The sequence below is a fragment of the Anabaena sp. EIM26 genome (assembly GCF_057568715.1).
The window spans coordinates 127,501-151,607 of record NZ_CM172472.1 but is presented as its reverse complement, the minus strand read 5'-3'; the positions used below and the strand labels follow the sequence as shown (position 1 = coordinate 151,607).

Annotated in this window: 15 protein-coding genes, 2 tRNA genes and 2 rRNA genes (1 of these 19 running past the window's edge); 9 read left to right on the top strand and 10 right to left on the bottom strand. The window is 40.1% G+C overall.

All coding sequences use genetic code 11. The features are described 5' to 3' along the window. The first annotated feature begins 511 nt into the window (after positions 1–511). Entirely contained in the window at positions 512–5,143 is a 4,632-nt protein-coding gene (locus AC012T_RS00635) for a GAF domain-containing protein (RefSeq protein ID WP_487062354.1), read from the top strand. A 126-nt stretch (positions 5,144–5,269) separates the two neighbouring features. Here the strand turns inward: AC012T_RS00635 and AC012T_RS00630 are convergent, their stop codons facing one another. The 4 genes from AC012T_RS00630 to AC012T_RS00615 form a co-directional block, all read right to left on the bottom strand. Next, complete coding sequence (locus AC012T_RS00630) at positions 5,270–6,856, bottom strand: NB-ARC domain-containing protein (protein WP_487062352.1); 1,587 nt, start codon at positions 6,854–6,856, stop codon at positions 5,270–5,272. A gap of 123 nt (positions 6,857–6,979) precedes the next feature. Continuing rightward, positions 6,980–7,426 carry a hypothetical protein gene (locus AC012T_RS00625; protein WP_487062350.1) on the bottom strand — a complete coding sequence of 149 codons (447 nt, stop codon included), beginning with the start codon at positions 7,424–7,426 and terminating at the stop codon, positions 6,980–6,982. A gap of 137 nt (positions 7,427–7,563) precedes the next feature. Then, positions 7,564–8,013, bottom strand: coding sequence for a DUF4332 domain-containing protein (locus AC012T_RS00620; RefSeq protein WP_487062348.1), 450 nt, complete (start codon positions 8,011–8,013; stop codon positions 7,564–7,566). A gap of 72 nt (positions 8,014–8,085) precedes the next feature. Beyond that, on the bottom strand, positions 8,086–8,886 hold the full coding sequence (locus AC012T_RS00615) for a PhzF family phenazine biosynthesis protein (RefSeq protein WP_487062346.1): 801 nt from the start codon (positions 8,884–8,886) through the stop codon (positions 8,086–8,088). A 138-nt stretch (positions 8,887–9,024) separates the two neighbouring features. Here AC012T_RS00615 and AC012T_RS00610 point away from each other — a divergent pair, with 138 nt between their 5' ends. Both AC012T_RS00610 and AC012T_RS00605 read left to right on the top strand, forming a co-directional pair. Next, positions 9,025–10,407, top strand: coding sequence for an aminopeptidase P family protein (locus AC012T_RS00610; protein WP_487062344.1), 1,383 nt, complete (start codon positions 9,025–9,027; stop codon positions 10,405–10,407). A gap of 18 nt (positions 10,408–10,425) precedes the next feature. Then, on the top strand, positions 10,426–10,923 hold the full coding sequence (locus tag AC012T_RS00605; RefSeq protein WP_487062342.1) for a hypothetical protein: 498 nt from the start codon (positions 10,426–10,428) through the stop codon (positions 10,921–10,923). A gap of 315 nt (positions 10,924–11,238) precedes the next feature. On the opposite strand, the gene AC012T_RS00600 is transcribed toward AC012T_RS00605, so the two are convergent. From AC012T_RS00600 to AC012T_RS00580, 5 genes are all read right to left on the bottom strand, one after another. Next, positions 11,239–11,841: a Uma2 family endonuclease gene (locus AC012T_RS00600; RefSeq protein ID WP_487062340.1), complete on the bottom strand. Its 603-nt coding sequence runs from the start codon at positions 11,839–11,841 to the stop codon at positions 11,239–11,241. 281 nt (positions 11,842–12,122) lie between these two features. Continuing rightward, positions 12,123–12,725, bottom strand: a complete 603-nt coding sequence (locus AC012T_RS00595; protein ID WP_487062338.1) for a hypothetical protein — start codon at positions 12,723–12,725, stop codon at positions 12,123–12,125. 42 nt (positions 12,726–12,767) lie between these two features. Further along, positions 12,768–13,793, bottom strand: a complete 1,026-nt coding sequence (locus AC012T_RS00590; protein ID WP_487062336.1) for a glucokinase — start codon at positions 13,791–13,793, stop codon at positions 12,768–12,770. Between the two features lie 74 nt (positions 13,794–13,867). Further along, positions 13,868–14,515, bottom strand: a complete 648-nt coding sequence (locus AC012T_RS00585; protein WP_487062334.1) for a histidine phosphatase family protein — start codon at positions 14,513–14,515, stop codon at positions 13,868–13,870. A 306-nt stretch (positions 14,516–14,821) separates the two neighbouring features. Beyond that, entirely contained in the window at positions 14,822–15,493 is a 672-nt protein-coding gene (locus AC012T_RS00580) for a ribonuclease T2 family protein (protein WP_487062332.1), read from the bottom strand. Positions 15,494–15,804: 311 nt separating this feature from the next. On the opposite strand from AC012T_RS00580, the gene AC012T_RS00575 reads away from it, so the two are divergent. Together AC012T_RS00575 and AC012T_RS00570 are read left to right on the top strand one after the other, a co-directional pair. Continuing rightward, positions 15,805–17,049 (top strand): RuBisCO small subunit-like domain-containing protein, encoded by a 1,245-nt coding sequence (locus AC012T_RS00575; RefSeq protein ID WP_487062331.1) that lies wholly within the window; start codon positions 15,805–15,807, stop codon positions 17,047–17,049. Positions 17,050–17,404: 355 nt separating this feature from the next. After that, entirely contained in the window at positions 17,405–20,182 is a 2,778-nt protein-coding gene (locus AC012T_RS00570) for a substrate-binding domain-containing protein (protein WP_487066376.1), read from the top strand. Positions 20,183–20,275: 93 nt separating this feature from the next. On the opposite strand, the gene nadC is transcribed toward AC012T_RS00570, so the two are convergent. Then, entirely contained in the window at positions 20,276–21,139 is an 864-nt protein-coding gene (gene nadC, locus AC012T_RS00565; protein WP_487066374.1) for a carboxylating nicotinate-nucleotide diphosphorylase, read from the bottom strand. A gap of 306 nt (positions 21,140–21,445) precedes the next feature. On the opposite strand from nadC, the gene AC012T_RS00560 reads away from it, so the two are divergent. The 4 genes from AC012T_RS00560 to AC012T_RS00545 all read left to right on the top strand — a co-directional run. Continuing rightward, a 16S ribosomal RNA gene (locus AC012T_RS00560) occupies positions 21,446–22,934 on the top strand. Positions 22,935–23,055: 121 nt separating this feature from the next. Next, positions 23,056–23,129: transfer RNA gene (locus AC012T_RS00555), tRNA-Ile, on the top strand. An 82-nt stretch (positions 23,130–23,211) separates the two neighbouring features. Continuing rightward, positions 23,212–23,284, top strand: a tRNA-Ala gene (locus tag AC012T_RS00550). A gap of 211 nt (positions 23,285–23,495) precedes the next feature. Then, positions 23,496–24,107 (top strand): 23S ribosomal RNA (locus AC012T_RS00545) (it continues 2,213 nt past the right edge of the window). Together the 16S and 23S rRNA genes with 2 tRNA genes alongside form the textbook arrangement of a ribosomal RNA operon.

The window sequence follows — 24,107 nt, the reverse complement described above, 5'->3', positions numbered from 1 at the left end:
AACTTAGATTTTGTACCTCATTTAAGACTATTCTTCTCTTCTTCTAATTCTTCCTCCTGACTCCTGACTCCTGACTCCTGACTCCTGACTCCGAACTCCGAACCCCGAACTCCTGACTCCTGACTCCGAACTCCGAACTCCGAACTCCGAACTCCTGACTTCTAGCCCTAACGGAAAGACTTTTATGCCTAACGGCAGGCTACGCGGTAAGCGAAGCTATGCCCGCAGGGCTTCACAGCAAGCCCTACGTATATTTTCAATAGTCAAACCGGATTCCTACATAAATTTACTTACTCAGGACTTACGCAAAACAGAATCTTTCGTAGAAGTAATTCATGAATTACCCCTACGAAAGAATAAGATCTTCAAGCACATTTTGCGTAAATCCTATTACTATCAGAGAAAGCGGTGGAGGAGAAAATATATTTTTTGCCCGCTGCTTTTTTTTCGGTAATAATAGCAAATATTACTGAAACCATAAAATTTAACAGTAGTTAATTAAAGTCCAATTATGAAAGCACCATTACCTGATGATGAAACACAGAGAATAGCAGCACTTTTAGAGTATAAGATTTTAGACACCCCGCCAGAACAGGTTTTTGACGATATTACTCGTCTAGCTTCATATATTTGTGAAACGCCTATTTCCTTAGTTAGCTTAATTGATCAAAATCGCCAATGGTTTAAATCTAAAGTCGGTTTGGATGCCTTAGAAACATCTCGTGATCTTGCGTTTTGCGCTCATGCAATTCTTGAAAATGATGTCTTTATTATTCCTGATGCAACAAAGGACGAAAGATTTGCAACTAACCCCTTAGTTGTAGATGATCCAAGTATTCGTTTTTATGCAGGTGTACCTTTAATAAATGCTCAGGGTCATGGACTGGGAACTCTCTGCGTAATTGATCGCATACCACGAAAACTAACGGATGAACAAGTAGAAGCATTAAGAGTTTTAGGTCGTCAAGTCATCCAACAACTAGAAATGCGACGCAATTTAGCTAGTTTGGTACTTGCCGGACAGGAACGCAAACAATCAAATAAAATACATATTCAAGTTTTCAAAAGGGTTTCGGCAGGATTTGGATTAGCATCAGCAATTTTAGTGATAATTGCCGGAGTTTATTATCAAAATACAAAGTTTTTTATTACAACTAGTAATCAAGTCACCGAAATTCAAGAAAGAATCAATAAGCAAGAAAAAATATTATCTTTAATCCAGGATATTGAAACTGGAGCGCATGGTTATATTTTGACAGGAAATAAGTCTTACTTAGAACGATATCAAAAAGCAGTTAATACGATTAATCAAGAAATAAACTCTATAAAATACTTAACCATCAATCAACAAAATCAACGGCAGCATATTTTAATTATTGAAAAGCTAACATTAGCCAAACTAGCATTAATCAAGCAGACTATCGACTTGCGACAAGAAAAAGGATTTGCAGCAGCATTGCAAGTAATCCTGACAAATAAGGGCAAAGATCTTATGGATAATATCCGCAAGGTGATCAATGAGATGGAGAAAGAAGAAGAGGTACTGCTTAAACAAAAAATCGCAGCAGCAAAGAGCAGTGCAAAAAATAGAATTTTGATAGTTGCGATCGCTCTCTGTTTGTGTTTTATAGTTCTATCTATAGTCTATTACCTGATTTATCGAGAATTTATTAGACGAAAACAAACTGAAAACATCCTCAAACTAGAGCGTAATTTTATCTCAGCCGTCTTAGATACAGCCAGTGCTTTGGTTATAGTTCTCGATTTACAAGGGCGAATTGTGCGTTTTAATCAAGCTTGTAAACAACTGAGCGGTTACTCATTTGATGAAGTTAGAGGTAGGTATATCTGGGATGTTTTTATACTTCCTGAAGAAATAGAAGCTATTAAATCATGTTTTCAAGATTTACAATTTAATCAAAATTTTAAAGAATGCGAAAGTTACTGGATAACGAAAGATAAGAGCTTGCGATTGATTACATGGACTAACACTTCCCTCCAGGATATGGAAGGAAATATTGAATATGTAATTTGCACTGGTGTTGATATTACCGAAAAGAAACGAGATCAAAAATATTTAGAGGCACAATATGCTGCCAGTAATGCTTTAGCACAATCTATCACTATTAAAGAAGCTACTCACCGCATATTACAGGGAATTTGTCAGAGTTTGGACTGGGATTGGGGTGAGCTTTGGCTAATTGATCAGCAAGATAATGTGCTGCGATGCTTGGAGGTTTGGTATGGAGAAGTTCCTGAACTACAAGAATTTGAAGACATAACTAGGGCAATCTCTTTTCGTATAGGAGAGGGTTTACCTGGTCAAGCATGGGCAGATTTTCAACCTATATGGATGATTGATGTTACCAAAGAATCTAACTTTTTAAGAGGAATTACAGCCAAAAAAATAGGACTACACGCGGCTTTTGGGTTTCCTATCTGTGGTGAAAATAAGACTTTTGGGGTCATGAGTTTCTTTAATAAGAAAACTCACCAACCAGATCCAAATCTGCTGAAAACTATGATGTCGATTGGTAATCAGGTAGGACAGTTTATAGAGCGTAAACAGGCCGCAGAGGAGATTGAACGTCAAAATCAGCGATCGCTACTTTTAACCGATGTCACCCTGAAAATTCGCCATTCTTTACAAATCGACGAAATCCTGCAAACCAGTGTCACAGAGGTACAGAAGCTGCTGCAAGCTGATCGGGTACTGATTCTAGAGTTGCTGGCAGATGGATCTTTAACTGCCAAAAAAGAAGCATTGATTCCTGGTATCCCTGTTGTTATGGGAGAAAACATTCTTGACCCTTGTTTTGCAGAAAAGTACATCCAGAAATATCGTCAAGGATGGATAGGTATCATTAATGATATAGAGCAAGCTAACATCCAGCCTTGTCATATCCAACTATTGCAAAGGTTTCACGTTAAAGCTAACCTTGTGATTCCCCTGTTCTGCAAAAAGCAACTTTGGGGTTTACTAATTGCTCATCAGTGTACCCAAACCCGTGATTGGAATCCCTGGGAAATTGAACTTCTCAAGTCCTTATCTGACCAAATCGGTATTGCTTTAACTCAAGCTCAATTACTAGAAGCAGAAACCCAGCAACGACAAGAACTCGAATTAGCACGACACCAAGCCGAGTTAGCATCTCTGGCCAAAAGTGCTTTTTTGGCCAACATGAGCCATGAAATTCGTACTCCCATGAATGCCGTTTTGGGAATGACAGGCTTGTTGTTAGAAACTCCCCTCAATCGAGAGCAACAAGATTTTGTCGAAACAATTCGTATTAGTGGAGATGCTCTTTTATCTCTAATTAACGAAATTTTGGATCTCTCTAAACTTGAAGCTGGGGAGATGGAACTAGAACATCTAGATTTTGATTTATCCTCCTGTATTGAAGAAGTATTAGATTTATTGGCTCCCCAAGCTCACCATAAAGGCTTGGAAATTGGGGCTTTAGTTCGTCGTAAAGTTCCTATCTATCTCCAAGGAGATGCCAGCCGCTTAAGACAAATTTTAATGAATTTAATCAGCAATGCAATTAAATTCACTAGTGAAGGAGAGGTAGTAGTGCAAGTAGAACTGCTATCAGAAACTGCAACTACAGCTACCATCAAATTTTCGATTATAGATACAGGTATTGGCATTACTTCTGAAGATCAACGCAAGCTGTTTCAAGCATTTAGCCAAGTCGATGCTTCAATTACCCGTCAATATGGTGGCACAGGTTTGGGATTAGCTATTTGTCGGCAGTTAGTCAATTTGATGGGAGGAGAAATTGGAGTTACAAGTGAGATTGGGCAAGGATCTAAATTTTGTTTTGATCTATCTTTTGCCAAACAACTTTATTTTGCTTGCCCAGTTAATGAGCCAGAAATTCTCACTAATAGACGCTTGTTAGTGGTAGATGATAATGCTACAAATCGCAAAATTGTTTACCATCAGGCTACTCGTTGGGGAATGCAAGTAGATGAAGCCGCTAGTGCTGAAGTTGCTTTCCAGGCTTTACAAGCAGCAGCAGCAGAGGGTAAACCCTATGATATTGCTTTGGTTGATATGCAAATGCCGACTGTAGATGGCTTGACTTTAGGCGTACAAATTAAAGCCAATGATGCGATCGCTCATGTTCCTTTAATTATGTTGACTTCTACCAATCAACGCGATGAAGTCCAAAAAGCTCTAAAAATAGGATTTGCTGGTTATCTAGTCAAACCAGTCAAGCCATCCCGTCTATTTGATACCATTATGAATATTTTGGTAGCCAAATCAGAGTTAGATGATCATCAAATCAGCTTAACATCAGAAAAACTCTCTCTTGATCAGCAATTTACACAAACTACTAACTCTACTAAAGAAAACATACGAGTCCTGTTAGCAGAGGATAATGTAGTTAATCAAAAAGTCGCCCTCAAGCAACTTCAAACTCTGGGTTATACGGCTGATACTGTCAGCAATGGAGAAGAAGTTTTACATCTATTAGAAACAGTTCCTTATGATTTGATTTTGATGGACTGTCAAATGCCAGTTCTCGATGGTTTACAAACAACAAGAGCAATTCGTAATTGGTCAGATAGTCATTTTCCCCGTCATCGTCAACCTGTAATCATTGCCATGACTGCTAATGCTATGAAAGAAGACGAACAAAACTGTCTTAATGCAGGGATGAATGGTTATCTGAGTAAGCCTGTAGTCAAAGAAAAGTTGGCCAATATTTTAGAGTACTGGAGTGGAAGAATACTCACTACAAATGATGTTGGTATTTATAATCCAACAGTTGCTGAAAAAAATAATGATTTGTTTGACTTAGCTATTGACTGGGAATATTTACATCAATTGTCGAGCAATGATACACAATTTGAATTGGAGTTATTACAATTATTTGTTGAAGATAGTGTATCTCATCTAGAAATAATCAAAACCGCAGTTCTCTCCCATGATTTCCATAAAATTGGCAGAGAAGCTCATCATTTTAAAGGTTCTAGTGGCAATATTGGAGCAAAAACTATTCAGATAGCCGCAGAAAAAATAGAACAACTAAATCACCAACAAGAATATAGTCAAATAGATCAATTAATTGCAGAAATAGAAGATTTTATGCAGCAGATTCACGTTTTTTTAACCAATAATATCAAGACTTAATTCTCTTCATTTTCAGGGTTAAAGCGGTTGCCTAAGTCCTGTAATTAGGGCTTGCTTAATAAAGCGAAAACAGTTTGAAGGTTAAAAAGGTGAATCAGGTGCAAGGAATAAGCGTTGAAACCCTAATTAAGAGGATTCGATTTCTGCTAATTTCTCCTGTGCGTCTTTTTGGAAAGGTTGATAATTAATCTTTGCGGCTAATTCCTCACCTTCAGTTAAAGAATTAATGGCTGCGGTTTTATCTCCCATTTGTAACTGCACCTCAGCCAGAAAATAAATTAAATTGCGGCTTTGACTATAAAAACTACCAATTTGCTGATAAAGATTTTGTGCTTGTTGAATATATCCTAAACCCTGTTTTGGGTCATCTTGTAATTTACCAAATTCCTGCAAAACATTAGCTTCCCCCAAGCGAGAACCAGTTTCCCGGTAGAATGACAATGCTTGTTCATACTGTGATAATGCTTCATCTCTCCGGTCGAGAAATTGCAACACATCCCCATAAACTTGAAGTGCATCACTGAACAGTCTTTTCTCATTCTCCTTCGGAGATTTCCATTCTGTAATTAATCTTTCATATAGACTCAAACGAACGGCATTGTAATAGCGCTTTCTTAAAAATTCATCACAATCATCATGATTATTTTCTGGATAATAAACACTAGAAAATGCCTTAGCATATTTTCCCAACTCACAATAATGATGGAAAATTTCTAAATACTCCGTCACCGTTGCCAAATTATCATCAGTTGCAAGTTTAGGTTTACGGTGTTGTGTGTAGTAAGCTATAGCTAATTCATGGGCTTTAGTTCTGTCTTCTGGTCTTTGCTGTAAATAACCTTGAATCAACGGCTGAAATTGAAACTTCCAAACACCTGCTTTTTTCTTTTCTTGCAACAAAGAACATTTTGCTAATTGTCGCAACTCCTTATTTGTAATCGTCTCATCAATTAAGGCTGCTGCGGCATTTTCATCAAAGGACAAACGATAAATACTCGCATTCAACAATAGAGTTTGTAATTTTTGATTTAAACGTTTAAGACTAGCATCAATAATTTTACCAATACTCGCTTCTGGGTCATCTCGATGTAAACCCAAAATCTTAAAAAAGTTTTGATTTAACTCCTTTAATTCTTCCTGTTCATCCAACAACAAACCAGCCACCAGTTTAATTAATAAAGGATGTCCATTAGTCCGCTTGACAAAATCTTCTAAATCTGATTCTTCACCTTGAATTTGTAAATCCTTCAGCAAAGCCACCCCTGCTGATATCGAAAGTCCATCTAAACCCAACCATTGACAATAGCTAAGAGTATTATTTGGTAATGTCGGTTTTTCTCGACTAGTAACTAAAATTAAACTGCGACTATTAGACCCAAACCACCGTAATAAAAACTCACCATAAGCTGGATCTTGCCATTGGCCATTATCTTGGAATAGGGTTTCTAAATTATCCCACACCAACAAATATCGCCCACTTTGCAAAAAATTACATAAGGCAATTAATAATTCTTCGTCCTTTTCTGGTGCAGGTTGTTTTAACTGTTCTAATACCCAACGTCCCCAAATACTAAAAGAATATGCTTGACTAAAACTTGTCCAAATTTTGTGATCAAAGTTTTGTAAATCATCAAATATCTTTCCCACCAGTGTTGATTTACCAAAACCACCAGCAGCAGTTACCCCAATTAATTTAATATTTGGTAAATTCAACCAATCTTGAATTTTGGCAATTTCATTTTCCCGTCCATGCCAATAAGTAGCATCAGGACGGCGTTGATCAATAATATAACTGGTGAGATTTAACTTTGTCCGTTCCCCTTCGGACGAACTTAGTCAAGTTGTTTTATTAATAGTGATATTGGCAGCAGTATAACTTTCTCCACCCTCAACAGTTACTTCATTTTTAGTTTGATAACCTGTATTATTTTGACCATCAATATTCATCACCATTTGGCTATTATCTTGAATCTTACCAGCATGAATTTCTTCGGCTAATTTTTGCACCTCTTGGGCAAACTGAGGATCATCATTCATTTCATCCTCTAAATACACCACCAATCGGTCTAAATCTGGCTTAGAACCTTGTTCAATTGCGGCCAGTGCGGTAACTGCTCTAGAATTACCTCGTAGCTTATCCCAAATCTTTTTACGCAGTTCATCCATTTTAGCCAGTGCGGCCTCTGTGAATTTCTCACCCAACTTACCAACACTAGACTCAAAGAATTTACTGAAGGCAAAACCAGCGATTGTCGCTACTGTTAAGGTTACAGGATCAGCCATAACTGTGAATATTTGAGGTTTAGTTTAAAACTATACAGCTTTTTCTAGCTTTTATTCACATTCACAGTTTCTAATTCCTTAAATCTAGTGTCTAAAAGTTCTCACAAGTGCCATCATCTCAAAAAATGCTGTGGTTTTCAAAACTTAAGCGTCACCAAAATTTTTGCTTGTTGACTCCATTGTTGTACTAACTCAACTGGTGGACACAAATCACGACGCTGTAATGTTGCTACTTGCAAACGCATAACTTGTTTATGTAATCTATGCGTAGGAATTTCTGCTAATTGCACCACAGAAATCACACCTGCATGGAGTAATAAACCGCAATATTGAGTACCAATAGTGGGAATACGAGCTAAATCAGCCAAAGTTAACCATTTATTGACAGATTGAATATTTACCTGTAATTTACTTGCCAATAATAGTTTTGCTTCTGGGGTTTTTCCTTGTTTGATTAGTTCTCCTGTGGTAGTAATGCCACAATTTTGGAGTCGGCATTGTTCCTCTTGGTTTAATCCTGGTAATTGTTCAATAGGCCAATTAGCAGCTTGCAGGATATTTCTATTATTTGTCTGTTTAGTGGGCATTATTTTTTAATCTGACACAAAAGCGCAAAGGAAGAAACAAAACTCGGTTTCATCTGACGGGTTACTGGAAAATTAACCTGTAATTAATTCACCACGCAAAACTGTTACTGCTTGTCCAGACAGAAAAACGCGGTTTTCACCGGGATAATTTACTTTTACCACACCACCCCGATGAGAAGCTTGATAAGCTAAAAACTTGTCTTTACCCAATTTGTTACGCCAAAATGGTGCTAAACAACAATGAGCCGCACCAGTTACAGGGTCTTCATTAATTCCTAAACCCGGTGCAAAAAAGCGAGAGACAAAATCATATTCAGAGTCAGATTTGCCTATGCTAGTAACGATACAATTATTAATAGCTAAGGTTTTCATCAGTTGGAAATTAGGTTGCATTTCTCGCACTAATTCCTCAGATTCTACTTCTACTAAATAACCCAAAGAATTTTGATAAACCGATTTATAAGGTATTCCCAAAATTTGACTCAGTTCTACTGGGGCTTCTATGGGTTGGGAGTGATTAACAGGAAAATCTAACTCAATCCAATGTATTCGCAACTTAGCAATTAGCACGCCACTTTTAGTATAAAAACGTGCAATTTCATCAGGTAATAAATGCCCCTCAGACCATAGCACATGGGCGCTGGCTAAAGTTGCGTGACCACAAAGGGGAACTTCTGTAGTCGGTGTAAACCAACGTAAATTAAAACCATCATCTTGCCTCACTAAAAAAGCTGTTTCTGATAAATTCATCTCCTGAGCGACTTTTTGCATCCATTCATCAGGTTGGGGAGTTGCTAAAATACAAACAGCCGCAGGATTGCCTTTAAATGGTGCATTGGTGAAAGCATCGACTTGAGTAATAATTTTTTTCATATACTTTTAGTATGTAGAATCTCTTTGAGGAGATGAATCATTTTAATTGATATCGGCACAAATCATGAGGTGTATTAAGAGGATGTTTTAAAAATATAGAAATGTATATTGTGTTAATTAAGTTATAACTCAGAATTTATGCACAGCCAAAACACTACCTTACCTGAAACCCTCCGTCACCGTCGTCAAAAACTAGCTGAACTGATTGATTTTCCTGCTATTCTTTGGTCTGGTGGTTGCAGTCCCCGCAATTTCCCCGCTAACACCTTCCCACACCGCGCCAATAGCCATTTCCTTTATTTTGCTGGAATTTCTCTCCAAAACGCCGCCATTCGCCTAGAGGGTGGCAATCTACAACTATTTATAGATGACCCCCATCCCAGTAGCGCCCTTTGGCACGGTGAAACCCCTACCCGTGAAGAAATCGCCGCACAAATAGGTGCAGATGATGCCAGACCAATGGCAGAATTAGAAGATTATTTAGAAAATGTGGCTACTTTGTCAGTACAAGATGCTGCAACTTGGACACAGCAAACACAATTACTAGATAGATGGGTTTTACCAAAAAATCAACCAGAGGGAATTGATTTAGATTTAGCTAAAGCTATTGTTTCTCTGCGTCTTACTCACGATGAAGCCGCATTAGTTGAATTACGCAAAGCTGCGGCTGTGAGTATCCAAGCACACAAAGCGGGAATGGCTGCAACACCGAAAGCGAAATTAGAAGCAGAAGTACGTGCGGCAATGGAAGCGGTAATTATGGGTCAGAATATGACTACTGCTTACACTAGTATTGTGACGGTACATGGCGAAGTTTTACACAATGGGCATTATTATCACTCGCTACAACCAGAGGATTTACTTTTAGCTGATGTCGGTGCAGAAACTGAGACGGGTTGGGCTGCTGATATTACCCGTACCTGGCCTGTTTCTGGGAAGTTTTCATCTACCCAAAGGGATATTTATGATATTGTTTTAGCGGCTCATGATGCTTGTATTGAGCAAATAGCCCCTGGTGTGGAATATGCAGAAATTCATCTTTTAGCTGCAACTGCGATCGCAGAAGGTTTGGTAGATTTGGGGATTTTGCAAGGGAAACCGGAAGATTTGGTAAAAATGGATCTTCATGCGTTGTTTTTTCCCCACGGGATTGGGCATTTATTGGGTTTGGATGTTCATGATATGGAAGACTTGGGGGATATAGCAGGGTATGATGAGGGCAGAAAAAGGAGTAGCCGCTTTGGTTTAAGTTATTTACGGTTAAATCGTCCCCTACGTCCGGGAATGTTAGTCACCATTGAACCGGGATTTTACCAAGTTCCAGCCATTTTAAATGATCCGAAAGTGCGATCGCAATATCAATATTTAGTCAATTGGGAAAGACTAGAACAATTTGCCGATGTGCGTGGAATCCGCATTGAGGATGATGTCTTAGTTACAGAATCAGGTAGCGAAGTTTTAACAGCCGCATTACCAACTCAAGCTGATGATATAGAAGATTTGTTAGAATTTCCCAAATAATTAGAATCTGAGAAAATCATGATTAAAAAACCAATGCGATTTCTACTTGCCGGAGTTATGATCAGTTTAGGTTTTTCACCATTATTGGCTCAAGCACAACAACCTGTTTCTGATAGCCAAGTTGCAGCAATGGTAGAAGCTTTGCGACTTGCTGCACCCCAGACAAAAAAGCCAAATAGTGGATATTACAGCGCATGGCAAGTTAAACCAGGAACTCTCAAAGGTTGGTCAAAAACTTGTTTGAAAAAAGAATTAACACCGACTCAGTTTGAAAACGATCCTAAAATAGCCCGTCACGTTATTTCTTGCATTACAAAACGTGAATTAACTAACCAGTTTCAAGCTACAAATAATAATGAAACTGCTGCTGTCCGTGGTGCAGCTTGTTGGTGGATGACTGGACTTTATACAGGTTGTGATAAAGGTTTTACTGGTGATTATGTGCAGAAAGTTGTCCGTTTTTACCAGCAAGAACGAGCAAAACCAAAAGTTGTAAATACTCCATCATCTAGATAATTTCTAGCGTTTCTGAATGAAAATATGATTTTATCTCACGCAGAGGAGCCAGTGCTGTGCGGGGGTTCCCCCCGTTGATGCAACTGGCGTTAGCAGAGGCACAGAGAGGAAGAGTTTGAGAGGTGAAATTTAAAAATTCCATCTCTCGATTCAGCAAGGCTTGATTTCTGCATTTTAATAAAGAGAATGAAGATTATCTTTCACTTTTGCCGCAGGGGAAACGCATTTTTTGAGTTCACAGGTTTGTAATCTTGAATTACAAATTACTTGCATTGCTTATGCGTAGAGGTATTACGAATTACAAATTATGAATTACTATGGCATAATATCATCTAATTTGAGTTGTAAGTTGGGAAATAGAGAAGAAGAAATAGCATCTCCTAAGCGATATTGTTGCTGTTGATATACGCCATTAACTAGTTGACAGATAGTGAAAGTAGGTTGTTTGGGATTACCGATAAATTGCAAGCCACCCAAACCGCGAAAATCTACAATCCAATATTCTGGTATTTCCAGAAAAGCATATTCTTCAACTTTTCTGGCATAATCATCTTGCCAATTGGTACTCACTACTTCAGCAACTAAATGAATAGTATTACCATTACAAATAATAGGTTCTTTTTGCCAAAGTGGTTCTTGGCTGAGTTTTCTTTTATCTAAAACAATAACATCTGGACGGAGTGCTGTTGCTTCCGCAGCAGGTGGTTTAATTAAACAAGTTTTTGGAATCAGCCAGTTTAAATTAGAACGAAGAATTTCAGCATAAATCCTACCAACAATATTTCCTGAAACTTCTTCATGAGGTCCCGCCGGTTCCATGTCACGCAGTTCTCCGTCAATGAGTTCGTAACGGGGGTTGTCCCCATACTCAACTAGAAATTGCTCAAAAGTGAGGAGTTTGGGAGGGCTGTAAGTCATAAATTTACATTGTGACAGCAGGTGATTATATTTTAACGAAGCTTTAAAACAATTTTCCCTGTACTGATTCTAATTTTTTCTTCTATAATTACCCAAGTTACTGACCATATGACTCTCAAGACTTACGCAAAATTTCTCTAAAACCCTCTTTCCTTCGTGTCCTTTGCTTCGCAACGCTACCGCGAACGCGCCTTCGCGGTTTTATAAATCTTAACAATTAGCCCGCCTGCGCGGGCTTTGCTTGTATAGATCCAAATTTTTAATTTGATGGTAATTTATTCCTACTTTCTCACAACCAACTGAAAAGAATTTAAATATCCCGTGATAGTTTTAGTTAAAGTTGGACGCTGTTTTTTAGAAACTATTGCCATTACTTGGTATAATCTTTCTTCAGCAACATACATTCTATTTGTAGTTACCTTACCAGCCGAATCTATATACTGAATTTCTTTACCTGGATGACCATTAGAACTGCGAATATTGCGCTCACTAATTAAATTGCTTTGAGTAGCTTTTAAGGTATTAGATTGGGCTTGATTCAATATTTTTTGTGGGCTTGTCATCTTAGCATAGCTATAAGGAAATTCATTGTAAGTTACTAAATATGCAACTTCTTGTTCCGGTGGTTGGGTTGCAAATATTTGTAATTTTATTTCTCCCATATAGGTTTTTTGAACTTGAGTTTTTGGTTTTGGTCTTCCTGGCATTAAAACCTGAAAACTCTTGTCTGGGGGAGTGAATATCTTCCATTTTGGCTGCACTACTACAGGAACAGTTGGTTTACTGGGAGAAGCCACAGGTTTAGGTTGACGCGCCTCGGCTGAAACATAACCACTGTATACAAAAGTGGCAGCAATGAAAGGTAGTAAAAATTTAATAGTCATATTTGTAGCCTTCGCAGATGCGGTTTTCACTGTTGCTGCTATTTATAACCTAGAGGCACACAAAGCAGCACCAATTAATCCTACTTGTTGATTAAGAATTATGTGAACAGGGATTTCTTCGAGGATGGAACGCATTCTCCCTTTTTGGGTAAAATTTAACATAAAGCTACCTTCTTGCATTAAAGGCAGGATTTTAGGGGCAATACCACCAGCTATGTATAATCCACCGTGGGGTAATAGTTTCAGCGCCAGATTTCCGGCTTCTGCACCGTAGGCTTCAACAAAAAGTTGCATGGTTTGTTCGGAAATGCGATCGCTTTTAGCTAAGGCTGCACTACCAATAGCCGCACCAGGATCAGCCTTTTTTTCTGTTTGTCCCGCTTCTTGTTCCCACATTCTGACTACTTGCGCTATTTCTGGGGATTCGGTGGCTACTTTTCTATCTCTTAAAAATTGATAAATCGAAGTAATCCCCAACCCAGAAACTACTCTTTCGGCAGAAACCCGTTGAATATCATGTTTATCCAAAAGATATTTTAAAAGTTGAAATTCTAACTCGTTCCGGGGTGCAAAATCTGCGTGTCCACCTTCGGAGGGAAAAACCTGATACTGATTTCCCTGTTTAATTAAAAATCCTTGTCCTAACCCAGTTCCTGCACCAATAACTGCCATAGGTGCTTCTGGTTGGTGTTTACCAGCTTGCAAAGTCAGCAAATCTTGTTTAGTTAAACCGAAAATGCCATAACCCACAGCCGCAAAGTCATTGATGAGACTAATGGAAAGTATTCCTAATTCTTGGGCTAAACGTTCTGTATCTAAAAACCAGACTAAATTAGTCAGTTTAGCAGTATTTTTTACCACTGGGCCAGCGATCGCAAAACAAGCTTTTTCTGGTGTTGAGGATTTAGCTGCTGCCAAAAATTGCTGTACCATCGGCACTAAATCGGGAAAATCTCCACTGCGGTAACTCTCCTCATATAGGGTATTTAACGCGGGTGAGTCTGAAGATTCCACCAATCGCAAAATTGTTTTTGTCCCGCCGATGTCTCCTGCTAGTAGCAATGTCATAAAAAATATCAGTCTGTTAGTTATTTTTGCTTAGTATCAAGTCGCCATTAATTTAAAATCCCTAATTTAGAGATTTAAACAAATCGGACTACTTCCTCTATTTTGCTTAAATGGGAAGTATCTCCCTTTAGTTCTAGCAACCAATCTGATTCTTGACGCACCACTTTAACTAAAGAACATAAAGTCGCTTTTACTTCTGTTTTGGCAATTTCTCCTACTAATCCCATAGCTGCACCCAATACCGAAGCACCATGAGCTACCAGTAGGATATCATCTGGATAGAACTCAGATGCTAAACATCTTGCAGTTTGTCCAGAACGTTCCCGCACTTTTTCATGGGTTTCGGGATATTGTGCCGCAATACGCGACGTGTAACTGGTGTCAATTCTGGGGAATAATGCGGCTAAAGCCAGAGTTGAGAGTTTTTCTGGTTCTTCAGTCATCCATTCTGGATTCAGCCACTCACTTAAGCCTGTTTCTAGTTTAATCGGTAAATCTAGCTTTTCTGCGATCGCATTAGCTGTTTGCACTGTTCGCAGAAATGGCGAAGCAAATATCTGGGATATTTTTTCACCTTTGAGTCTTTTGGCTAACTGTTCTGCCTGTACCATGCCATCATCTGATAAAGGTGGATCATAGCGTTTTTCGGCTGTGAGAAACCAATCAGGGTTGACAAAATCAAGTCGGTTGGCGTGTCGTGCTATCCAGATTATTTGACTCATGGGTGAAAATAATTTTACAGTTATACGCAGATAAACACCCAAAACACAGGTGCAAATCTCAATATAGGACATAATTGTAATATTTCGTAATAATTAAGATTATTTTGCATTATTTTTGGGATATAGCGGTAGGCATTTGAATGAGTTAGATCATAGCCTCTTCATCGCTTGTGGGGAGAGGGTTGGGTTCTTGTATTTCACTCAACCGATAACCGCTATATTTTTTATTTGCAAGTCCCTTGTATCAGTTAGATAAACTCAGTAAATTACAAAACCTGTAGGGGTGGGGAAATCCCACCCTCGATTTTACCTCACATTTCTCACTAAAAAATTAGCTTGTCCACAACTTGTCCGAGAACGTCTCAAAATCTCTTCGCTACAAATTCCAGGTTTACCATCTTTAGAATAGCAAAAGAAAACTTCTTGCAAAAACCTACCTGAATCAGAACAATAAGGTGCTACTCCATTAGCAGTAAATTTATTCTTATTCGCACTCACAAAGGCAATTTTTAAATCTTGAACTGTAGTACGAAAAGGTTTTTCAGGACGATTATAAGCTGTAGGAATGGCAAGAGAATATTTTAACTTTTTAGATAGATTTAAATATTCTAAAGGTTTTTGACCTGAACAAGTTCCATGTTTTTCCCATTCATGATCAAAAAGTCTTTCATTAGGAAACAAACCTCTAAATTTTTGCTTAACTAATGGTGGTAATTTTTCAGTTGAACAGTTAGCAGGATAACCTTTTTGGTACTGTGGCCAAAGACCATGCAAGACAAAACCATACTTTTTCCCCGGTTTGCACTGTTGTGGATCACGATTACCATTTTTAGCGCAATAATCAGGAGACCAAGATAAAGTTAGTACATAAAAATCAAATTTACCTGGAGTACCACGATTTTGTGCGAGCGCACTATTAGGTAAAGTCAAACTAGTTATTAGGATGGAAGATACAATTACCAGTTTCTTTATTTGCATATTAATAACCATTTCTCCCTGTTGTAAAAGTGTTATTAATTACATTACAGCATTTTGGTAACGAAAAAAGACATATAGTTAAAATTGATTATTCTGAGATAATATCAGCATTTATTGTCCAATTCTGGCAGCATCAGCCTATGTCAGTATTTTATTCCACCACCCAATTAAAAGCATGAGAATTGGACTTATTATACAAATCGGGAAAACTTATATTTGTACAAGTTCCCTATTCTGCTAAAGATAAATAAACAATATGTGCCAAAAAAACTTACGATGATTCTCATAAGCCATCGCTAGTGATAATTTTTATGAGTTACTATATCGCTCCCAGCTTTCTTGATAAACTTGCTGTTCACATTACCAAAAATTTCTTGCATCTTCCTGGTGTGCGAGTTCCCTTAATTTTAGGCATTCACGGACGCAAAGGAGAGGGAAAGACTTTCCAGTGTGAGTTAGCCTTTGAAAAAATGGGGATTGAAGTGACGCTGATATCTGGAGGAGAATTGGAAAGTCCAGATGCAGGAGATCCAGCACGATTAATTCGTTTGCGTTATCGAGAAACAGCAGAATTAATCAAAGTACGCGGCAAAATGTGTGTATTAATGATTAATGATCTAGATGCAGGTGCTGGACGTTTTGACGAAGGTACTCAATATACTGTTAATACGCAGTTAGTAAATGCAACATTAATGAATATCGCTGATAATCCCACAGATGTACAGTTACCGGGAAGTTATGATTCAACTCCTTTGCATCGTGTACCGATTATTGTCACAGGTAATGACTTTAGCACCCTTTATGCTCCATTAATTCGTGATGGACGAATGGAGAAATTCTACTGGGAACCCAACCGTGATGACAAAGTGGGGATAGTGGGGGGAATTTTTGCACCAGATGGATTTTCGCAGCGGGAAATTGAAGAGTTAGTTGATACTTTTGCAAATCAAGCCATTGATTTTTTTAGTTCTTTGCGATCGCGCATTTATGATCAACAAATTCGCAATTTTATTCATCAAGTTGGTTTTGAGCAAATATCCAAACGGGTGGTTAACAGTTTGGAAGGGCCACCTGAGTTTAAAAAGCCTAATTTCAACCTATCGCATTTAATCGAGTCTGGTAAATTGATGGTCGGTGAACAAAAACGAGTCGAAACTTCTCATTTGGTTGATGAATATAATCGTTTAAATCGAGGTAAAGCTTCTCAACCAGGGTCAAATTTCACAGAAACACCTACTATTCAACCACCAATTCCCCAAGCAGCAACATCAATCACCCATTTAACCTTAGACACACAAGCACAAGTCCGTCAAATTTTAGCCCAAGGTTATAAAATTGGCATTGAACACGTAGATGAACGCCGCTTCCGCACTGGTTCTTGGCAAACTTGCGGTAATGTTCAGATTGATGCCGAATCAGATGCTATTTCTACTTTAGAATCTTGTTTAACTGAATACAGTGGTGAATATGTGCGCTTAGTAGGAGTTGATCCCAAGGTGAAGCGACGAGTAGTGGAAACTATTATTCAGCGTCCTCATGGTAAAGTTGAAAATTAAACCTCATCCTTGTTGAAAACTTAAGTGCAGACTTGAGATGGTGATGAAAAATCATCAACTTGGAATATTGCTGTCATTTGAATAACAGAGACAGCAGTATAGATTTATTTAAGTAAACTTGTAGCTGTAGTCACTAAATGCTAAAACAGTGTTGGTTACTCAAAAGCCTTACAAAAAATAACTTTATACTCAGCACTGGCTAAACACCCCGCTACCGCTCACAGGAATCAGCACTCTGCTATAGTTACTGGGGATAGCGATAACAAGGATGTATAATTAGCCCGTCTCCTCTATAAAAAAGAACATCTTGAGTAATAGCCTGCTTGACTATTTCTTTTACCTTGATAAGGGGCATATGTGGCAAGAAGAAACAAAAGATAGTGTAATCATTCGTCTAGCGTTATCGCTGGCTTTAGCTACCACCCCACTGACAGCAAATCTATTGGTGTCAGCACCTGTATTGGCAGAATCAGCACCTGATGTTACCACTTTCCCTCAACCGCAAACAGTAGAGAATGGAACCATAGTGCGGATTGATGGTTCCATAAACTTGGCGATGATCAACCAAAGCCTGAAAGATAACTTTGAAAAACAGTTTTCTGGTACACGGGTAGAAGTGGGAGTCAATGGTACTGACGCTGCACTCAAAGCTTTACTAGACGGTAAAATTGATATAGCTGCGATCGCACGCGGACTAACCCCAGAAGAAAAACTGCAAGGTTTAGAGCAAGTGCGTTTACGCCGAGAAAAAATTGCGATTATAGTAGGAGCAAACAATCCCTTTCAAGGAAGTTTGACTAGTGAACAATTCGCCAAAATTTTCCGGGGAGAAATTACTGACTGGTCAGAATTAGGAGGGAAATCTGGCAAAATTCGGTTTATTGATCATCCCTCAACCAGTGATACTCGGAATTCCTTTCGCGACTATCCAGTTTTTAAATCCGGCGAATTTTCCACGGGTGCTAACGCTATCCAAGTAAGTGAAGATAAAACTGCCGAAATTATTAAACAATTGGGTACAGATGGCATCAGTTATGTGATAGCCAATCAAGTCTCACAATTGCAAGATGTGCGAACTTTAAAAGTACAGGAAATCTCACCAGATAGTTCTAAATATCCCTTTTCCCAGCCTTTAGTATATGTTTACAAGCAAAATCCCAGTTCAGGGGTAGCCAGCTTCCTCGGCTTTACCAATGCACCTGTAGGTCAAAAAACAATAGATGCAGCTAGAGATGCAGAAGCATCTGCGATCGCAGCTAGTGCATTACAAATGTTGACCACAGAAACTGCTACAAGTGTCACACCAGAGGTTACACCTGTACCCACTACTCTACCTGCTACAGCTAATCCAGGTAACGAGCAGCAGTTTGTGACTCCGGTGGAAAATAATCCTGTAGGTGACAGAAATGTAATATTTTTGATGCTGCTATCGTTGCTGCCAGTTATTGGTTTAGGAGGCTTTTTAGCCTGGTGGTTACGAGGAAGAAAGCGATCGAAAGATAGCTTGGAAACATCAATTTCCAGCACAACTATTCCACCAACCACATCAGAAGAATACACCATTATTCCTCCTGTCAATAACGCCACCAGCACTAATGGCAAATCTCACTTAGCCGAAAATACCACCACAACCATATCCAATACAAATACAAAAGAAAATTTCACTGACGCAGAAACTTTTATAGGTAGTCTAGCAACCCTAACTGCAAAAGAAACAAATACTACAGCAGGTAATACAAATAACCTTGATACCTTGGCTGAAACAATTGCTCTTGACTGTGGCGAAGTAGTCTGGGACACAGAAGCGCCCGTAGCAGTTGTTAATACTCCTTATCCCTCAGTCCCCAATTTTCCAGAAATACCATTCGATATAGAACTACCAACAGATGAATTCACTGGTTCTTTATCAGAATTACTCAATGAACCAGCCTTACTATCTCATCAAGAGTCCAGCACCTCACTGTCAGAATTACTTGACGAACCAGCATCAACTTCCAATCAAAATGGCACTACTTTATTCTCAGAAGTCATTGATTCACTAGCAGATTCATCTGATGCTGAATCCAGCACGTCACTGTCAGAATTACTTGATGTCCTAGTAAATTCACCCAATACTGAGTCTAACACTTCACTTTTAAATTCATTGTCTACCACCGCCGGTAAATCAAATAAAGAGTTTAGTACCTCACTGTCAGAATTGCTAGGTTTACTACCAACAGAATTAGATTTAGAACCAGTAACAGAGGAGTCCACACATTCAGAATTTGAGTTATCAGATGAGTTAGGTGATATATTCAATACTTTAGCAGATGAGGCTGAACTCAAGGCTAATTTAGCAGCAGAAGTATCTTCAGGTTTATCTATTCCATCTCATCTCCCCCAACTCACAACTGAACAGTCCGCTTTGAAGACAAGCGCAGAGATAGAAGATCTAGCTAGTATTGATAGTATTCAAGACTATGCTTTATCAGATTTACGAGAGCAAAATAACTTCCTAGAACCTGCTACTTTGTTAGAAGATTCACAGGAGCAAACTCACACCCTAGAAACTGCTAGTTTGTCAGATATCAATGAAAACAGTAGTATTGTTTTCACACCCCGTACTCCCAAGTGGGCTTATGTTTCTTGGTATGTTTCTGAGTCTCAACAAGAAGCACTGCGGAAAAAAGGAGCTACTCTCTTGGCAGTCCGGCTTTATGATACTACTGGTATTGATCTAAGTTATCAAATTCCCCAACTGGTGCAGCAGTATGAATGCGAAGAAGCAACCCATGATTGTTATGTAGCTATTCCCATCAGCAATCGGGACTACATAACTGAAATTGGTTATGTCACGAATAATAATACCTGGTTGTGTCTAGCTCGTTCTGGAACTGTTCGTATTTTTCAGCGCCCTAGCGCAGATTTCTGGTTTGTAGCAGATACTGAGCTAGTTATTCATGGAGCAACGGAGCCAGGTGCAACAGTAACTATTGATGGTCATATCATTACACCTCAATCTGACGGTACTTTCCAGTTTCGTGTTCCCTTCTCAGATCGCTTACTTAACTATCTGTTAACAGCCACTTCCATTAATGGAGAAAAGACCAGAACTATCCATAAGCAATTTTCCCAGGAAAGTTCAGAAAGTTAAACTTTAGGAGTGATTACGGCAAACAATAATCACTCCTCATCTATGGTCGGATTTGAATTGATGTGAATTTTGTCTATCCTTGCTGCCTAACTGTCACTTGATTCTCATACTCAAATCCAACCACCTTGACTGAGTAATTGGCGCACTACTAGAAATATAATCAACACCAGTCTCAGCGACAGCGCGAATAGTTTCCAAAGTCACATTCCCAGAAGCTTCAATTTTTACGCGTTTATCCTGTCGGCGAATTAACTGCACCGCTTCAGACATCATATCTAAAGGCATATTATCCAACATAATTATGTCGGCTTTGTGCTGCAAAGCTTCCTGTACTTGCCCTAAATTTTCCGTCTCGACCTCAATTGTCAGAGGATAAGGAATGCGCGAACGAATCTGAGTCACTGCTTTCCCAATACCTCCAACCGCAGCAATGTGATTATCCTTAATCATCACGGCATCATCTAATCCCATCCGGTGATTAATTCCACCTCCCACAGCAGTTGCGTACTTTTCCAAGAGTCTCAAGCCTGGAGTTGTTTTGCGCGTATCCACCAACTGAACTGGTAAATCTGCGATTTTTTCCACATATATATTAGTAAGAGTTGCAATTCCACTCAACCTCATCGCTAAATTCAGAGCCACCCTTTCCCCCATAAGTAAGGCATCCAGGGAACCGTTAATTTGGGCTATCATCTGTCCTGGTTTACACTTTGCCCCTTCAGGGACAAGACATACAAAGCTAACTTGATCATTCAAAAGCTGGAACACTCTGGCCGCAATTGGTAAACCAGCAATTATTCCCGGCGCTTTCGTTATCCACTGAGCTTCTCCTGACGTTGCATTTTGGGATAAAAGAGACTCAGTTGTGCGATCGCCCCTACCAATATCTTCTAATAACCAACCATGTAACAGCGGATCTAACACTAGCCAAGGCGGCAAAACACCCACATTATTCACAACTTCATTATTTATGCTTGACTTCAAATTAAGACTATAGCCTATAACCCATATTCCATAGGGATTTTAGTTGAATAGAAAAAAAGCCCAAAATTTTTTTGTCAAAGGAGTTGACAAACGAAAGAAGGTTCGATATATTGAATAAGTGCCAAAGAGAGAGCCGCGAGAGAGCGGGACTCGGAGGGACACCGAACCTTGAAAATATTATAGTTTGAAAGCCAGTATACAACAAGAGATTGTGTCAGTAAAGAAAATAACCTGACCGTGGTTGTAAAAACGGTCAAAAGAGCTTAAGAAGAACGAACCAAAATGGAGAGTTTGATCCTGGCTCAGGATGAACGCTGGCGGTATGCTTAACACATGCAAGTCGAACGGAATCCTTAGGGATTTAGTGGCGGACGGGTGAGTAACGCGTGAGAATCTGGCTTCAGGTCGGGGACAACAGTTGGAAACGACTGCTAATACCGGATATGCCGAGAGGTGAAAGATTAATTGCCTGGAGATGAGCTCGCGTCTGATTAGCTAGTTGGTGGGGTAAGAGCCTACCAAGGCGACGATCAGTAGCTGGTCTGAGAGGATGATCAGCCACACTGGGACTGAGACACGGCCCAGACTCCTACGGGAGGCAGCAGTGGGGAATTTTCCGCAATGGGCGAAAGCCTGACGGAGCAATACCGCGTGAGGGAGGAAGGCTCTTGGGTCGTAAACCTCTTTTCTCAGGGAAGAAAAAAATGACGGTACCTGAGGAATAAGCATCGGCTAACTCCGTGCCAGCAGCCGCGGTAATACGGAGGATGCAAGCGTTATCCGGAATGATTGGGCGTAAAGCGTCCGCAGGTGGCCATGTAAGTCTGCTGTTAAAGAGTCATGCTCAACATGATAAAAGCAGTGGAAACTACACGGCTAGAGTACGTTCGGGGCAGAGGGAATTCCTGGTGTAGCGGTGAAATGCGTAGATATCAGGAAGAACACCGGTGGCGAAAGCGCTCTGCTAGGCCGTAACTGACACTGAGGGACGAAAGCTAGGGGAGCGAATGGGATTAGATACCCCAGTAGTCCTAGCCGTAAACGATGGATACTAGGCGTGGCTTGTATCGACCCGAGCCGTGCCGTAGCTAACGCGTTAAGTATCCCGCCTGGGGAGTACGCACGCAAGTGTGAAACTCAAAGGAATTGACGGGGGCCCGCACAAGCGGTGGAGTATGTGGTTTAATTCGATGCAACGCGAAGAACCTTACCAAGACTTGACATGTCGCGAATCTTTCTGAAAGGAGAGAGTGCCTTCGGGAGCGCGAACACAGGTGGTGCATGGCTGTCGTCAGCTCGTGTCGTGAGATGTTGGGTTAAGTCCCGCAACGAGCGCAACCCTCGTTTTTAGTTGCCAGCATTAAGTTGGGCACTCTAGAGAGACTGCCGGTGACAAACCGGAGGAAGGTGAGGATGACGTCAAGTCAGCATGCCCCTTACGTCTTGGGCTACACACGTACTACAATGCTACGGACAAAGGGCAGCTACACAGCGATGTGATGCTAATCTCATAAACCGTAGCTCAGTTCAGATCGCAGGCTGCAACTCGCCTGCGTGAAGGAGGAATCGCTAGTAATTGCAGGTCAGCATACTGCAGTGAATTCGTTCCCGGGCCTTGTACACACCGCCCGTCACACCATGGAAGTTGGTCACGCCCGAAGTCATTACCCCAACCGTAAGGAGGGGGATGCCTAAGGTAGGACTGGTGACTGGGGTGAAGTCGTAACAAGGTAGCCGTACCGGAAGGTGTGGCTGGATCACCTCCTTTTTAGGGAGACCTAATCCATTGAGAAATCGAACACAATCAGTAATTAGATTCTTAATTGGTCTATCCTAGGTCGGTCACGATTCTTGAAGTATGGCTTTCAAACTATGATTTGGTTCATTAAGGGCTATTAGCTCAGGTGGTTAGAGCGCACCCCTGATAAGGGTGAGGTCCCTGGTTCGAGTCCAGGATGGCCCACCTGAAGCAAGTCAAAAGTTAGAAGTCAAAAGTCAAAAGTAATTATTTTTGAATTTTGAATTTTGAATTTTGAATTGTTTTTGGGGGTTTAGCTCAGTTGGTAGAGCGCCTGCTTTGCAAGCAGGATGTCAGCGGTTCGAGTCCGCTAACCTCCACATTGGAAAAGAGTCAGCAACTGACGAAGAGTCAGACTGCTGGATTAAAACCAGCCAGAACCTTGAAAACTGCATAGTAACGCGAATTAGCAGGCAGACGAAACTGAGTGCTGAATGCTGAATACAGAGTAATGAGAGAAAAACTCAAAACAGAGTAGGAAAGAATTCAGAACAGCAGAAAGTTTGCAAGTCGAAGTAAATGTAATGAAGTGGTCAAGCTAATAAGGGCTAATGGTGGATACCTAGGCACACAGAGGCGAAGAAGGACGTGGTTACCGACGAAATGCTCCGGGGAGTTGGAAGCAAACTATGAGCCGGAGATATCCGAATGGGGCAACCCTATGTACTACCTGCTGAATATATAGGCAGGAAAGAGCCAACCCAGCGAATTGAAACATCTTAGTAGCTGGAGGAAGAGAAATCAAAGAGAGATTCCCTAAGTAGTGGTGAGCGAAAGGGGAAGAGCCTAAACCAAAGGGTTTACCTTTTGGGGTAGTGGGACAGCGAGATCGAATCTGGAGGCTAGACGAAGCAGCTAAATACTGCACCAGAGGGGGTGAAAGTCCTGTAGTCGAAAGTCAAAGGATAGTAGCTGAATCCCGAGTAGCATGGGGCACGAGGAATCCCATGTGAATCAGCGAGGACCACCTCGTAAGGCTAAATACTACTGTGTGACCGATAGTGAACCAGTACCGCGAGGGAAAGGTGAAAAGAACCCCGGAAGGGGAGTGAAATAGAACATGAAACCATTAGCTTACAAGCAGTGGGAGTCCGATTAAACGGATGACCGCGTGCCTGTTGAAGAATGAGCCGGCGACTTATA

Bases quoted from the DNA above. Each gene is read 5' to 3' on its own strand.
- AC012T_RS00590 (WP_487062336.1), bottom strand. From the start codon at position 13,793: ATGACATTGCTACTAGCAGGAGACATCGGCGGGACAAAAACAATTTTG.
- AC012T_RS00585 (WP_487062334.1), bottom strand. From the start codon at position 14,515: ATGAGTCAAATAATCTGGATAGCACGACACGCCAACCGACTTGATTTT.
- AC012T_RS00620 (WP_487062348.1), bottom strand. From the start codon at position 8,013: ATGCCCACTAAACAGACAAATAATAGAAATATCCTGCAAGCTGCTAAT.
- AC012T_RS00605 (WP_487062342.1), top strand. From the start codon at position 10,426: ATGATTAAAAAACCAATGCGATTTCTACTTGCCGGAGTTATGATCAGT.
- AC012T_RS00635 (WP_487062354.1), top strand. From the start codon at position 512: ATGAAAGCACCATTACCTGATGATGAAACACAGAGAATAGCAGCACTT.
- AC012T_RS00615 (WP_487062346.1), bottom strand. From the start codon at position 8,886: ATGAAAAAAATTATTACTCAAGTCGATGCTTTCACCAATGCACCATTT.
- AC012T_RS00610 (WP_487062344.1), top strand. From the start codon at position 9,025: ATGCACAGCCAAAACACTACCTTACCTGAAACCCTCCGTCACCGTCGT.
- AC012T_RS00580 (WP_487062332.1), bottom strand. From the start codon at position 15,493: ATGCAAATAAAGAAACTGGTAATTGTATCTTCCATCCTAATAACTAGT.
- AC012T_RS00575 (WP_487062331.1), top strand. From the start codon at position 15,805: ATGAGTTACTATATCGCTCCCAGCTTTCTTGATAAACTTGCTGTTCAC.
- AC012T_RS00595 (WP_487062338.1), bottom strand. From the start codon at position 12,725: ATGACTATTAAATTTTTACTACCTTTCATTGCTGCCACTTTTGTATAC.
- AC012T_RS00625 (WP_487062350.1), bottom strand. From the start codon at position 7,426: ATGGCTGATCCTGTAACCTTAACAGTAGCGACAATCGCTGGTTTTGCC.
- AC012T_RS00600 (WP_487062340.1), bottom strand. From the start codon at position 11,841: ATGACTTACAGCCCTCCCAAACTCCTCACTTTTGAGCAATTTCTAGTT.
- AC012T_RS00570 (WP_487066376.1), top strand. From the start codon at position 17,405: ATGTGGCAAGAAGAAACAAAAGATAGTGTAATCATTCGTCTAGCGTTA.